This window comes from Bradyrhizobium sp. USDA 4538 (genome assembly GCF_024171045.1).
Taxonomy (GTDB): domain Bacteria; phylum Pseudomonadota; class Alphaproteobacteria; order Rhizobiales; family Xanthobacteraceae; genus Bradyrhizobium; species Bradyrhizobium australafricanum.
Genome location: NZ_JALJZE010000001.1, coordinates 68,952 through 83,351 on the forward strand (window position 1 = coordinate 68,952; position 14,400 = coordinate 83,351).

A 14,400-nucleotide genomic window follows, 5' to 3' on the forward strand; every position below is an offset into this window, starting at 1 on the left:
GGGGATCGACATGGGATTCAAGCTGACCGTAAACGGCGATCATCTTTCTTCCGCGGCCGATCCCGCCACTCCGCTGATCGACATTCTGCGTGAGGAGATGCATCTGACCGGCGCGAAACCGGTCTGTCGCGAAGGCTTTTGCGGTGCCTGCATGGTGCTGGTCGACGGCGAGCCGACGCCATCGTGCCTGCTGCCCGCCGCGCTGGCCGATGGCCGCGAGATCCGCACCGTCGAAGGCCTTGCGCCTCACGGCGAACTGAACCGCGTCCAGGCGGCCCTCGAGGCCAGTGATGCCGTCCAATGCGGCATGTGCTTTCCCGGCATGGTGGTGAGCCTGACGCATCTCTTGACGACCCGGCCCGACGCCACCCGTGACGATATCCGGGCGGCACTGACCGGGAACATCTGCCGCTGCACGGGATACGAACGCATCGTCGAGGCGACGCTGCTCGCCTTGGTCACGGCATAATCGGGAGGCGCAAGCATGTCCGACGTTTCCGCGACGATGGATCTGCGCCGGCGGGACGCCGCCGACAAGCTGCGTGGCCGCACGCGCTACACCATCGATCGATATCTGCCGGGCATGCTGCACGCCGCGGTGCTGCGCGCCGGCGTGCCCTCGGGGCGGATCATTCGTCTCGACACGTCGAGGGCTGCCCGCATGCCGGGGGTACGTGCGATCGTGACGGCAGAAGACGCGCCCGGCATGATCGGAATCGGCATCGCCGATCACCCGCTGTTCGCCCGCGATGTCATTCGCTACGACGGCGAACCGCTTGCCGCGGTCGCAGCTGTCACGTTGGCGCAGGCGCAGGCTGCGCTTGCGGCGATCGACGTGGAGATCGAGCAACTCCCCGCGGTGCTGACCATGGCGCAGGCGCTGGCACCAGATGCGCGGCTGGTTCATCCGGACTGGCGCGGCTATGAGGTCCTGGTCGAAGGCGGCGCGCGTGCGGGCAATGTCGCCTGGGAGGCGACCGTCGTTCGCGGCGACGTCGACGCCGCCTTTGCGCGGCCTGACGTCGAGATCGTCGAAAGTTTCTATCGCGTCGGCCGGCAGAACCACGTGGCCTTCGAGCCGCGTGCGGTCGTCGCAAGCTACGAGGACGGCCGCTTCCATATCGAGACGTCGACGCAGGTTCCCTGGAGCGTCCGCAATGCAACCGCGCGCGCGTTGGGCGTGCCGGCATCGCAAGTGCGCGTCACTGTGCCGCCGGTCGGCGGCGGCTTCGGTCTCAAATTCGATCTGGCGGTTGAGCCCTTCGCCGCCCTCCTCGCCCGCGCCAGCGGCCGGCCGGTTCGCCTCGTCAATTCCCGCGAGGACGAGATGCTGACCTGCCTGTTCCGCGAGAACGCCGATATTCGCATCCGCTCGGCGGTGACGCGCGACGGAGAAATCGTGGGCCGCGAGGCGGTCGTGCTGATGGACTGCGGCGCCTATGGCGGCGAACAGATCTTCCTGACCACCATGACCGCACACACGCTCGGCGGAAACTACAGGCTCGGCAGCGTGCGCATGGTCTCACGCGCGGTCTACACCAACACGGCGCCGAACGGTGCGTTCCGCTGCTGCAACGGCGTCTACAACACCTTCGCGCTCGAGCGGCACACCGACGAGATCGCAGCGCGGATCGGAATGAATCCGCTTGCTTTCCGGCGCCGCAACGTGCTCGGCGACAAGGATCTCGGCGCCACCGGCCAGGTATTCGAAGGCGATGTGCTCGGCCCGATGCTCGACCGGATGGATACGTTGCGCGACGCGGCAGCGCCGCTGCCGGCGCGCACCGACGGCAAGCTCCTTGGACGCGCGACCACCGTCGGCACCTGGTTCGTCTTCGTCGGCCCATCGGCCGCGACGGTGAACATGAATGCCGACGGCACGGCGACCCTGGTCACGTCGGGTGTCGAGATCGGATCCGGCTCGATGATGCAGAGCCTGCCGCAGATCGTTGCCAGCACGCTCGGCATCGCGCCCGAGCAAGTGATCGTCCGCGCCGCCGATACCGATGCGGCCGGTTATGATGTCGGCGTCGGTGGCGGCCGCACCACCGTCTCGCTCGGCGCCGCCAGCCTGTCGGCGGCACAGGAGGTCCGCACGAAGCTTTTGAGGATCGCCTCCGAGATGATCGAAGCCGCGCCCGGCGATCTCGTCATGCGCGATGGTCGGATCGAGATCGCGGGCGCGCCGGGCTCCGGCCGCACCGTCGCGGAGGTCGCGACCCGCGCTCAAGCGCTGGGCGGACCGGTCGCCGGCACCGGCGCCTTCACCGGCGCCGGCGTGCCGGCGATGCCCGGTTGCGTTGCCGGTCATTTCATCGACGCGATCGACATCCCCGTCTTCGCCGTCCACGACTGCGAGGTCGCCGTCGATCCGGAGACCGGGCATGTCGAGGTGCTAAGCTATCGCGTGGTCCAGGACGTCGGCCGTGCGCTGAATCCACGCGCAATCCACGGCCAGATCCAGGGCGGCGTCGTGCAGGGCCTGGGCTACGCCCTGCACGAGGAGGTGACGATCGGCAGCAATGGCCGTGTCAGTCAAAGCGGCTTTGAGACTTACCGCGTACCGCTTGCGCTCGACGTCGTACCGGTGGAGATCAGCCTCTATGAGGGCGCGGCGTCGGTGGGGCCGCTCGGCACCAAGGGCGCCGGCGAGGTGCCGATCCTCAATGTCGGCGCCACCGTCGCATGCGCCATTGCCAACGCGACAGGAAAGCGGGTGCAGGAATTACCCCTGACGCCGCCGCGCGTGCTCGAGCTTCTGCTCGAGCGCAAGCCGGGTCTGGCGCTGTCTCACATCGCCGAGGTGTGGGCAGACAACCTTGTTCGTCCTCACCAGTGGCCCTAGGAACATCAGAGAATGCCCAGCAAACAATCCGAACGCTGAGCGACCGACTTGGGCACCAGGCGCCTGATCCGTGGCGGGTAAGCGCTGCCGTCTCCGCGCCGACCAAGCCCACGACATTTTCGTCCATTCCCTTCCATGGAGCTCAGGCAGCCGCGACCTCGTGGCCTGCCATGACCTCCAGCGCTCTCAGAATAGCGGAATGGTCCCAGCTTTTGCCGCCGAGGGCGGTACAGGCGTTGAACAGCTGCTGGGCTGCGGCAGTGCCTGGCAGCGACAAGCCGAGCGCGCGCGCACCTTCCAGCGCGAGGTTGAGATCCTTCTGATGCAGCTCAATGCGGAAGCCCGGATCGAAATTGCGCTTCAGCATGCGATCGCCGTGCACTTCGAGGATCCGGGACGACGCGAAGCCGCCCATCAACGCCTGGCGCACCAATGCGGGGTCGGCCCCGGCCTTGGAGGCGAACAGCAACGCCTCGCTCACCGCCTCGATGGTCAGCGCCACGATGATCTGGTTCGCAACCTTGGTGGTCTGGCCGTCGCCATTGCCGCCGACATGCGTGACATTCTTCCCCATCGTTTCAAACAGGGGCTTCATCGCATTGAACGCCCGCTCCCGCCCGCCAACCATGATGGTCAGGCTGGCCGCCTTTGCGCCAACTTCACCGCCGGAGACCGGCGCGTCGAGATAGTCAGCTCCGAGCGCATCGATCCAGCGTGCAAACTCCTTCGTCGCCAGCGGAGAGATCGAGCTCATATCCGTCACGATCATGCCTTTGGAGATACCCTCCGCGACGCCGCCTTGACCGAACAGCACGGCTTCGACATGCGGAGTGTCCGGTACCATGACGATCACGGCGTCCGCCTCCTGCGCCACCTGCTTGGCGGACTCGCAAGCGATGCCGCCGGCCGCGATCAACTCAGGCGCAACAGGTACGACGTCGTGCAGGAACAGGCGATAGCCGGCAGCCAGGAGGTGGCTGGCCATCGGACGTCCCATGGTGCCAAGTCCGATGAATCCGATGTCTTTCATTGTCGTTGCTCCCTGTCAGCCGGATGAAGGCGTTTTTCCGGCGAGCGACTCTCGGCTCGCGTGAAGAAACCGCGTTAAATAAAATTCCAGAGCTCCGTCCCGATTCAATCGGAACGGAACAGGCTCTAGGTCACGAAAGTCTGTGCGGCGTGCCAGCCCAGGCTCTCGAGCGTGGTCGTCCGCGGCTTGTATTCGCACCCGATCCAGCCCCGATACCCGATGCTGTCGAGATGCTTGAACAGATAGGAGTAGTTGATTTCGCCGGTTCCCGGTTCATAACGGCCCGGATTGTCGGCGAGCTGGACATGCGCGATGCGGCCGAGATGCTTCTGCAGGGTCCGCGCGATATCACCTTCCATGATCTGCATGTGATAGATGTCGTACTGGATGAACAGATTGGATGAGCCAACCTCGGAAATGAGCTGCACCGCCTGTTCCGTACGGCTCAGGAAGAAGCCGGGAATATCGAGCGTGTTGATCGGTTCGACCAGGAGCTTGATGCCATGCTGGGCGAGCGCGCCTGCGGCGAAGCGCAGGTTGGACACGAGGACTTCCTGCAGGTCTGCCCTATCCGTATCGGCTGGAGCGATGCCGACCAGGCAGTTCAGCTGCCGGCAATCCAGCGCCTTTGCGTAGTCGATCGCGCGCACCACGCCGTCGCGAAATTCGTCGACCCGATTGCGCAGGATGGCAATGCCACGCTCACCGGCGGCCCAGTTGCCGGCTGGAAGATTGTGCAGCACCTGGGTCAGCCCACAGCGCGCCAATTCCTCCCGCAACGCGCCCTTTTCGAAGTCATAAGGAAAAAGATACTCGACTGCGTTGAAGCCGGCCGCCTTGGCGGCCGCGAACCGATCGAGGAACGGCAGCTCGTTGAAGAGCATGGTGAGATTGGCGGCAAATTGAGGCACGGGTCGTATCTCCGCTTGAAGCGCTGAAAGATGTGGTCAGGCCGGCAACAGCGTGCCGGATCGTGACGCACTCGGCACGTCATCGAGCGGAAGATCGAGCACCTCCTCGAACTCGACGATGTTGTCGATCTCCGTTCCCATGGCGATATTGGTGACTCGCTCGAGAATGAACTCCACCACCACGGGCACGCGATGCTTCGTCATCAGCTCGCGTGCGGTCGCGAACGCCGCCTGCGCGTCATTCGGATCGGTGACCCGGATCGCCTTGCAGCCCAACCCCTCCGCGACGGTCACGTGGTCGACGCCGTAAACGCCGATCTCGGGCGCGTTGATGTTCTCGAACGAAAGCTGGACGTGATAGTCCATGTCGAAGCCGCGCTGCGCCTGCCGGATCAGGCCGAGATATGAATTGTTCACGACGACGTGGATGTAGGGCAGATTGAACTGCGCCCCGACCGCGAGCTCCTCGATCAGGAACTGGAAGTCGTAGTCACCCGACAGCGCGACGATGTCGCGGTCGGGATCGGCGGCACGCACACCAAGCGCGGCCGGCAGTGTCCAGCCGAGCGGACCGGCTTGGCCAGCATTGATCCAGTTGCGCGGATTGTAGACGTTGAGGAACTGGGCCCCAGCGATCTGCGACAATCCGATCACGGTCACGTAGCAGGTGTCGCGGCCGAAGGCTTTGTTCATTTCCTCGTAGACGCGCTGGGGCTTGATCGGGATGTTGTCGAAGTGGCTCTTGCGCAGCATCGAACGCTTGCGGTCGCGACAGGCGGCGGGCCAGGCCTGCCGATCGCGCAGCCTCCCGGACTTCCGCCACTCCCGGGCAACGCTCACGAACATTTCCAGCGCAGCCTTGGCGTCGGAGACGATACCGAGGTCCGGATTGAAGACCCGCCCGATCTGCGTAGGCTCGATGTCGACATGCACGAATTTGCGGCCCTTCGTGTAGGTCTCGATCGAGCCGGTATGCCGGTTGGCCCAGCGATTTCCGATGCCGAGCACGAAATCGGATTCGAGCATCGTGGCGTTGGCGTAGCGATGGCTGGTCTGCAAGCCGACCATGCCTGCCATCAGCGCGTGATCGTCAGGAATAGCGCCCCACGCCATCAGCGTCGGAACCACGGGAACGTTGACCACTTCGGCGAAGGCGACCAGCAGCTCGGACGCATCGGCGTTGATCACGCCGCCGCCGGCCACGATCAGCGGCCGCTCCGCGGCGTTCAGCATCTCGAGCGCCTTCTCGATCTGCTTGCGCGTCGCCGTCGGCTTGTAGACCGGCAGCGGTGAATAGGTCTCGTCGTCGAACTCGATCTCGGCCAATTGCACATCGAGCGGAAGATCGATCAGCACCGGTCCCGGCCGCCCCGACCGCATGACATGGAAAGCCTGGCTGAACACGCGCGGCACCAGCGCCGGCTCGCGCACGGTGACGGCCCATTTCGTCACCGGCTTTGCGATCGACTCGATGTCGACGGCCTGGAAATCCTCCTTGTAGAGCCGCGCCCGCGGCGCCTGACCGGTGATGCAGAGGATCGGAATGGAATCCGCGATCGCCGAATAGAGGCCGGTGATCATGTCGGTGCCGGCGGGACCCGATGTGCCGATGCAAACGCCGATATTGCCCGCCTTCGCCCTGGTATAGCCTTCCGCCATATGCGAGGCGCCTTCGACGTGCCGTGCCAGGATATGACTGATCGATCCGTTGCGCTTCAGCGCGGAGTAAAGCGGATTGATCGCCGCGCCGGGAACGCCGAATGCGCACGTGATCCCTTCGCGTTGGAGAATGCGCACTGCTGCATCGACTGCTCGCATCTTCATGTGATGATCCCGCTTCGCTATGAGTTGGTCTGAGCAGGATCATCAGGCCCGCGAGCATCGATCTCAACGCAATCGATTGGAATTTCCGCGCTGTGGCAACGCTCGCGATTTCTTGCGCGTCTTCAAACGATTAGCGTCAGTGTAGAAATGGAAATTGTTGCGGACGGAATTGCAGCCCGCCCTACGCCTGCGTTTGCTGCGTGCGGTTCCCGCGAAGTTCGGCCGTGAGTTCGGCTGCGATCCGGTGCACGATCGTACCGATCTCGGGCAAGCGTTCGTTCGTCAGCCTGTCCGCCATGCCGGATACCGAGATCGCGGCATATGGCTCGTTGCAATCGTTGAAGACGACCGCGGCCACGCAGCGCAGCCCGAGGCGCGCCTCTTCATCATCCACCGCATAACCCTGACGCCGCACGCTCTCCAATTCCTTGAACAACTCGCCGGGCCGCACGATCGATTTTTCCGTCAGCCGCGGCATGCCCTGACGGCGAATGATCGCATTCACGTCGGCATCGGAATAGGTAGCCAGCACCGCCTTGCCCACTCCCGAGGCGATCATTGCGACGCGCCCGCCCACCTTGGTCAGCGAGCGCATGATCTCGCGGCTTTCGATGCGGGACACGACGATGATGGATTCGTCATCGACCACCGCAAGGTTGGCCGTTTCCCTGGTCTGGTCGCGCAGCTTGCGCAGATAAGGCAGCGCCTGCGCGGCAAAATTCCGCCGGCGCACGAAGGTAGAGCCGACCACGAAGCTTTGCGCGCCGATGTGCCACTTGGACTCCTCGCGGTCGAACTGCACGAACCTGCGGTTCTCGAGCGTGGTCAGCAGACGATGAACGGTCGAGGGCGACAGGCCGGTACGGATCGCCAGATCGGTCAGCCGATAGCCTTCATCATCCTCTGCAAGTGTCTCCAGGATTTGCATGGCGCGATCAACGGACTGAACACCGCCGTCGCGCGCGTCCGGCTCCGGCTGCGCGCGAAGATCGGGGTCGGACGGCTTGCGCCGGATCGGCTCTCTTTTCATCACGACTTGCCCCTAACCGGTTGCAGTTCAGAACGAAATTGCTCGTCGAGAACGAGTGCCACAATTGGCATATGGCATACCAAAAGACCCTGGAGTCAAGGCGACAATATTCGCGAATAGGTCAGTATTTTTGCCATTCTTCTTACCAAATGGCTCGATTCTTTTGTTTGACTTCTGGGATAATGTATACCACGATCATTTCACGACGATCCAAACAAACAACCGGGAGGACGATGCCATGTACGTCGGGGACATCCTTCGCGCCAACAATGCGCACGTGGTGACGATCGGCTCGAACGAAACCGTAAGCATTGCGGCGAACCTGATGTACGCGAGCAATGTCGGCGCCCTCGTGGTCAGGAACGCCTCGCGCAGCAAGGACGCCGCCGTGATCGGAATGTTCAGCGAGCGCGACGTCGTCGCTGTGATCGCCGAGCGCGGCACCAATGGACTTGCCATGAAAGTCGCGCAGTTCATCTCGCCGCGGCCGCTGCTATCCTGCAATTCGCAAGATGCGCTCACGGATGTCGAGCGCCTCATGGCCCGTCATGGGATCCGCCATGTCCCCGTCATCGACAACGGCCGGCTCGTCAGCGTCGTGAGCATGCGGGACATCACCCTTGCTTACGAGGAAGCCGCCTGCGCGGCCTGACGGACTTTCCTAAGGCCATTGCCACGCTACTCGGTTCGAGCCGCTGCGGCTCCTGCTGTGTCCCCACTCTGCTTGCGAGGATCGAATGAGAATCTGCATCTACGGCGCCGGCGCGATCGGCGGCTATCTCGGTGTCGAATTTATGCGCGCTGGTGCCGATGTCAGCCTGGTCGCGCGGGGTGCGCATCTCGCCGCAATGCGGCAGAACGGCCTGAAGCTCCTGATCGGCGACGAGGAGCGCGTCGTGCATCCTCACTGCACCGATAACCCCGCCGAACTCGGCGAGCAGGATTACGTCATCATTTGCCTCAAGGCGCATTCGATCACCGGCGTCATCGAGCCCATGCGGCCGCTGCTGGGCGATCGGACCCGCATCGTCACCGCCGTCAACGGCATTCCCTATTGGTATTTCCACAAGCACGGTGGTCGGCACGAAGGATCGACGCTCGAGAGCATCGATCCTGGCGGTCAGCAGTGGAACGAGCTCGGCCCCGAGCGCGCCATCGGCTGCGTGGTGTACCCCGCCACCGAAATCGAGGCGCCCGGCGTGATCCGCCATGTCTACGGCAACAACTTTCCGCTGGGCGAGCCCTCCGGCGAGATCACATCCGACGTCCAGAAACTTTCCGAGCTGTTCGTGGCCGCGGGCATGAAAGCTCCGGTCCTCGACCGTATCCGTGACGAGATCTGGCTCAAGCTGTGGGGCAACGTCTGTTTCAACCCGATCAGCGCCCTCACCCACGCGACGCTCGACGTGATCTGCAGCAATCCGGGCACGCGCGCGCTGTCCCGGGCGATCATGCTGGAGGCCCAGGCGATCGCGGAAAGCCTCGGCGTCAAGTTTCGGGTCGATGTCGAACGCCGCATCGAAGGTGCGCGCAAGGTCGGCGCGCACAAGACCTCGATGCTGCAGGATCTCGAGCGCGGACGTCCGGTCGAGATCGATCCGTTGATCACCGTAGTGCAGGAGATGGGCCGGATGACAGGAATCGCGACGCCCGCCCTCGATGCGGTGCTGGCCCTGGTCGCGCAGCGCACCAGGCTGGCCGGCCTCTATGACGGGGCGGCCGGCGCCGCAGCAGCAGAAACGCTGGCGGTGGCGTGATCCCGATGAGCAATGTTACGCGCTGGGTCCGCTTCCGCCACCATGCCGAAATCGGCTTCGGGCAACTCATTCCATCCGGCATCTCCGTGCACGAAGGGGACATGTTCGGCGACATGCGACCGACTGGACAAACGCTGGCGCTGGACAACGTCGAGCTGCTCGCCCCGACGCAACCGAGCAAGGTCATCGCGCTCTGGAACAATTTTCACGCGCTTGCGGAGAAGCTGAAATCACCTGAGCCTGCCGAACCGCTGTACCTGTTGAAGGCGCCGACCAGCGTCACCGCGCCTGGTGCCGTCATCAGGCGTCCCTTGGGCTATGATGGCAAGACGACCTACGAAGGTGAACTCGGCATCGTCATCGGCAAGAGCTGCACGGCGGTCGCGCCCGAGCAGGCCGACGCCTTCATCTTCGGCTACACCTGCACCAACGACGTCACCGCCGCGGACATCCTCAATCGCGACCCGACCTTCCCGCAATGGGCGCGGGCCAAGGGCTTCGATGGATACGGCCCGTTCGGCCCCGTGATTGCGTCAGGCCTCGACCCCGCACGCCTCGTGGTGCGCACCATTCTGAACGGCGTCGAGCGCCAGAACTACCCGATCGCGGACATGATCTTCAGCGCACAGACGCTGGTCAGCAAGATCTCGCACGACATGACGCTGTTGCCGGGCGACCTGATCTGCTGCGGGACATCGATTGGCGTCGGGGTGATGAAGGAGCCCGTCAACACGGTCACCGTCGCGATCGACGGAATCGGCGAGTTGACCAACGAATTCCGTCAGTAGGCTGCGGCGGGACGACAACCCGACGCAGCCGGCCCAAACGACGATTATCTGCCTTAGGAGCGTACATGATCTCCACGAACCCGGCATCATCGCCCGGCGGCTTCCGCTGGCTGCAACTGGCGATCGGCATCGTCTGCATGGCGATGATCGCCAACCTGCAATATGGCTGGACGCTGTTCGTTGATCCGATCGACGCGAAGTTTCACTGGGGCCGTCCGGCCATCCAGCTCGCCTTCACGATTTTCGTGATGACGGAGACATGGCTTGTGCCGGTGGAGGCCTGGTTCGTGGACAAATACGGCCCCTGCATCGTCATCATGTTCGGCGGGCTGATGATCGGGTTGGCCTGGATCATGAACTCATACGCCTCCTCTCTCGTCACGCTTTATGCGGCAGCTGTCGTCGCGGGCATCGGTGCCGGCGCCGTCTACGGCACTTGCGTCGGCAATGCCCTGAAATGGTTTCCGGACCGGCGCGGCCTGGCCGCAGGAGCAACCGCCGCCGGGTTTGGCGCCGGTGCGGCCCTCACCGTCGTACCGATTGCCAACATGATTGCCGCCAGCGGCTACCAGAGCACCTTCCTGACCTTCGGGATCGGACAAGGCCTCATCGTCATCCTGCTGGCCTGGTTCGTCCGGCCACCGCATGGCGTCGAAGCACCCAGGAAAAAGCGTCTCAATCTGCCGCAGAGTGCGATCGACTACACTCCGCCCCAGGTGTTGCGCACCCCGGTCTTCTGGGTCATGTACGTGGTGTTCGTCATGGTGGCTTCCGGCGGCTTGATGACCGCCGCGCAAATCGGGCCGATCGCCCATGACTTCAAGATCGCGGACACGCCGGTCACCCTGGCGGGCTTCCAGATGGCGGCACTGACGTTTGCCATCTCGCTCGATCGCGTCTTCGACGGTTTCGGCCGTCCGCTCTTTGGCTGGGTCTCCGACAATATCGGGCGCGAGCACACGATGTTCATCGCGTTCGCGACAGCGGCGCTGATGTTGCTGACGCTGTCCACCTACGGTCACATTCCGGTTGTCTTCGTGCTGGCCACGGCGATCTATTTCGGCGTCTTCGGCGAAATCTACAGCCTGTTTCCCGCGACGTCGGGCGACACGTTCGGCGCCAAATATGCAACCACCAACAACGGCATGCTCTACACGGCGAAGGGCACGGCGGCGCTGCTCGTGCCGCTCGCGAGCATCATCTCTTCCCAGCTCGGCTGGCAGGCCGTGTTCATCGTCGCGGTTGCACTCAATGCGACCGCTGCCCTCACCGCGTTGTTCCTGATCAAGCCGATGCGGCGCGCGTTCATTCTCGGCAGTGAAGCGACGGCAAGTGCCGCAATCGCTCGCGCAAAGGTCTTTCCCGGTGAAGGCGGTCGACTTGAGGCACCCATGTCTTACGACCGTCTCGAGAAGGCGCCATAACAAGAGACCTATCGGCCGGAGCGCAAGCGATTGAACGACAGATGGACGGATGTGCGGGCTCGGACCGCCCTGCGGCGAATCTTCGACGCCGCCATCGCGAGCGCCGATCCGAGGATCACGATTGCCGACGCCCTGCCGGCAAAGCCGAGGGGCAGATGCATCGTCGTCGGCGCGGGTAAGGCGTCGGCGGCAATGGCTGCGGGCCTCGACGCGGCATGGCCTGACGTCGCGCTTTCCGGCGTCGTCGTCACGCGCCACGGCCATTCGGTTCCAGCCGGCCGTATCGAAGTGCTCGAAGCGTCTCACCCCGTGCCGGATGACACGAGCAAGGCCGCGGCCCTTCGCATGCTGCACGCCGTCGAGGGGCTTTCAGCAGACGATCTCGTCATCGCCCTGATGTCCGGCGGTGGCTCGGCGCTGATGACCCTGCCAGCATCTCCGATGACTCTCGCCGACAAGCAGGCGGTCAACCGGGCACTCCTTGCAAGCGGCGCGACGATTGCCGAGATGAACGTCGTCCGCAAACATCTGTCCGCGATCAAGGGCGGTCGGCTGGCGCTGGCCGCCCGTCCCGCCCGCGTCACGACCCTTGTGATCTCAGACATTCCCGGCGACGATCCCGCGGCGATTGCCTCCGGTCCCTCGCTGCCGGACAGCAGCACAAAAGCCGCTGCGCTGGAGATCGTTGGCCGGTTTGCCATCGACCTGCCGGAAGCGGCGCGGCTTGTGCTTGAACAAGCTGACGAGACACCCAAGCCCGGCGAGATCGATGCCGACGTCCGCATCCTTGCCGCTCCATTTCATGCGCTTGACGCTGCGGCCAACGCCGCCCGGGACGAAGGCCTGACGCCGATCATCCTTGGAGACGCGATCGAGGGCGAGGCACGGGAACTCGGAACCGTGATGGCCGGCATCGCCCGGTCGGTCGCGGGGCATGCACAGCCGGGCCCTGCCCCCGCGGTGCTGCTGTCCGGAGGCGAGACGACGGTGACGATCGGGCGCGGTCCGGCGGGACGCGGCGGCCGCAACACCGAATTCCTGCTGGGGCTTGCCGTCGCCCTGTCCGGCGCATCCGATATCTGGGCCGTTGCGGGCGACAGCGATGGAATTGATGGAACGGAAGATGCGGCTGGCGCTTTGATCGGTCCGGATACGCTGCGGCGCGCCGCCGCGAATCTGCTTGACGCGCGGGCGCATCTGGCTGCCCATGACAGCTACACGTTCTTCGACCGCCTTGGAGACCTCGTGCGCACCGGGCCGACGCTTACGAACGTCAATGATATCCGTGCCGTGCTGATCGCAGCCGGCCAACCACCGACGAGGTGATCCATGCGTCGTCATCGACGAGCCAAGATCGTTGCAACCGTTGGTCCAGCAAGCAGTTCCCCCGAGATGCTCGAGGCGCTGCTGCTGGCTGGCGTCGATACGTTCCGCCTGAACTTCAGTCACGGAACGCAGAGCGATCACGCACGCATTCACGCAGCGATCCGAAAGCTGGAACAGGAGGTCGGCCGGCCGATCGGCATCCTGATGGACCTCCAGGGCCCGAAGATCCGCGTCGGCACCTTGCGCGATGGAAAGATCACCGCAGTGGCCGGAGAGACCATTCGGTTCGTCTTGTCCGGATCGGAAGGCGACCGAACCGCAATTCCCCTCCCGCATCGGGAGATCTTTGCCGCCGTTGCCCCCGGCCATGACCTTCTGATCGACGACGGCAGGGTCCGCGTTCGCGTTACCGGGCTCGGTGACGATTTCATCGAAGCCAAGGTGATCGTCGGTGGCACGATCTCGAATCACAAGGGCGTCAATCTGCCGGGGACGGTCCTCGATCTTTCACCGCTGACCGCGAAGGATCGCCTCGATCTGGAGTTCGGCCTGAAACTTGGCGTGGATTGGGTTGCCCTGTCGTTCGTGCAGAAGCCCTCGGATATCATCGAAGCGAGAGGCCTCGTTGGGGACCGCGCCGGTCTGATGGCCAAGATCGAGAAGCCGGCAGCGCTCGAACGGATCGACGATATCATCCAGTTGTGCGACGCCATCATGGTTGCGCGGGGAGATCTCGGCGTCGAAATCCCGCATGAGGACGTGCCGGGGCGCCAGAAGGAGTTGGTGCGGGCCTGCCGTCTCGCGGTGAAGCCCGTGATCGTCGCCACGCAAATGCTGGACTCGATGGTCGCCGCCCCGACGCCGACGCGTGCGGAAGTCTCCGACGTTGCGACCGCCATCTATGACGGCGCAGACGCAGTGATGCTGTCGGCGGAGTCCGCGACAGGCCGATATCCGCGCGAGGCGGTCGAGATGATGGACCGCATCATCCGCAGCACCGAACAACACAAGATGTACCGCTCGATCGTCGAGGCGACCCAGCCCGGCGAAGAGCAGACGCCACCGCATGCCGTGGCCACGGCAGCGGCCGATCTCGCCTCCGTCGTTCACGCCGCGGCCATTGTGGCCTACACCTCGAGCGGTACCACGGCCGCACGCGTCGCGCGCAAGCGGCCGAGCCGCCCCATCCTCGCCATCACCCCAAGCCGCGAAGTGTCCCGCCGCTTGTGCCTGCTTTGGGGCGCTCACAGCGTGCTTTCCGGCGACGTTCAGAGCTATGAGGAGATGGTCGAGCGTGCAACTGCATTCGCGCATGCAGAGCAGTTTGCATCGAGCCGCGATCTGCTGGTCGTTGTCGCCGGCATTCCCTTTGGACAAGCGGGAACAACCAACAATCTACGGGTCGTATCGCTGCCCTGAGAGTACCGTCGGCCCGAGCGATTGCATCATCAGCGCACAGCGCGGC

The 14,400-nt window shown here is 64.2% G+C and carries 12 protein-coding genes; 8 read left to right on the forward strand and 4 right to left on the reverse strand.

Annotated elements, in window-relative coordinates; translation table 11 throughout:
- The first annotated feature begins 10 nt into the window (after window positions 1-10).
- Window positions 11-469 (forward strand): (2Fe-2S)-binding protein, encoded by a 459-nt coding sequence (locus J2R78_RS00335; RefSeq protein WP_253609294.1) that lies wholly within the window; start codon window positions 11-13, stop codon window positions 467-469.
- Between the two features lie 15 nt (window positions 470-484).
- Entirely contained in the window at window positions 485-2,845 is a 2,361-nt protein-coding gene (locus tag J2R78_RS00340; protein WP_253609295.1) for a xanthine dehydrogenase family protein molybdopterin-binding subunit, read from the forward strand.
- Window positions 2,846-2,987: 142 nt separating this feature from the next.
- Here J2R78_RS00340 and J2R78_RS00345 read toward each other — a convergent pair whose 3' ends face one another.
- The 4 genes from J2R78_RS00345 to J2R78_RS00360 all read right to left on the reverse strand — a co-directional run bounded on the left by J2R78_RS00345 (window position 2,988) and on the right by J2R78_RS00360 (window position 7,640).
- Window positions 2,988-3,875: a 2-hydroxy-3-oxopropionate reductase gene (locus tag J2R78_RS00345; protein ID WP_253609296.1), complete on the reverse strand. Its 888-nt coding sequence runs from the start codon at window positions 3,873-3,875 to the stop codon at window positions 2,988-2,990.
- A gap of 125 nt (window positions 3,876-4,000) precedes the next feature.
- Window positions 4,001-4,786 (reverse strand): hydroxypyruvate isomerase, encoded by a 786-nt coding sequence (hyi, locus tag J2R78_RS00350; RefSeq protein ID WP_057017099.1) that lies wholly within the window; start codon window positions 4,784-4,786, stop codon window positions 4,001-4,003.
- Between the two features lie 36 nt (window positions 4,787-4,822).
- A complete protein-coding gene (gene gcl, locus J2R78_RS00355) occupies window positions 4,823-6,610 on the reverse strand; it encodes a glyoxylate carboligase (RefSeq protein WP_253609297.1) in 1,788 nt (595 codons plus the stop codon).
- A 181-nt stretch (window positions 6,611-6,791) separates the two neighbouring features.
- The gene (locus J2R78_RS00360) at window positions 6,792-7,640 is read right to left on the reverse strand and encodes an IclR family transcriptional regulator (protein ID WP_253609298.1); all 849 of its coding nucleotides are present in this window, start codon (window positions 7,638-7,640) and stop codon (window positions 6,792-6,794) included.
- Window positions 7,641-7,878: 238 nt separating this feature from the next.
- Here J2R78_RS00360 and J2R78_RS00365 point away from each other — a divergent pair, with 238 nt between their 5' ends.
- From J2R78_RS00365 to pyk, 6 genes are all read left to right on the forward strand, one after another.
- Window positions 7,879-8,292 (forward strand): CBS domain-containing protein, encoded by a 414-nt coding sequence (locus tag J2R78_RS00365; RefSeq protein WP_253610049.1) that lies wholly within the window; start codon window positions 7,879-7,881, stop codon window positions 8,290-8,292.
- An 85-nt stretch (window positions 8,293-8,377) separates the two neighbouring features.
- Window positions 8,378-9,397, forward strand: a complete 1,020-nt coding sequence (locus J2R78_RS00370) for a 2-dehydropantoate 2-reductase (RefSeq protein ID WP_253609299.1) — start codon at window positions 8,378-8,380, stop codon at window positions 9,395-9,397.
- A 5-nt stretch (window positions 9,398-9,402) separates the two neighbouring features.
- Window positions 9,403-10,185 (forward strand): fumarylacetoacetate hydrolase family protein, encoded by a 783-nt coding sequence (locus J2R78_RS00375; protein WP_253609300.1) that lies wholly within the window; start codon window positions 9,403-9,405, stop codon window positions 10,183-10,185.
- A gap of 65 nt (window positions 10,186-10,250) precedes the next feature.
- The gene (oxlT, locus tag J2R78_RS00380) at window positions 10,251-11,609 is read left to right on the forward strand and encodes an oxalate/formate MFS antiporter (protein WP_253609301.1); all 1,359 of its coding nucleotides are present in this window, start codon (window positions 10,251-10,253) and stop codon (window positions 11,607-11,609) included.
- 30 nt (window positions 11,610-11,639) lie between these two features.
- Entirely contained in the window at window positions 11,640-12,935 is a 1,296-nt protein-coding gene (locus tag J2R78_RS00385) for a glycerate kinase (RefSeq protein WP_253609302.1), read from the forward strand.
- 3 nt (window positions 12,936-12,938) lie between these two features.
- Window positions 12,939-14,354 carry a pyruvate kinase gene (gene pyk / locus J2R78_RS00390; RefSeq protein WP_253609303.1) on the forward strand — a complete coding sequence of 472 codons (1,416 nt, stop codon included), beginning with the start codon at window positions 12,939-12,941 and terminating at the stop codon, window positions 14,352-14,354.
- The last annotated feature ends 46 nt before the right edge of the window (window positions 14,355-14,400 follow it).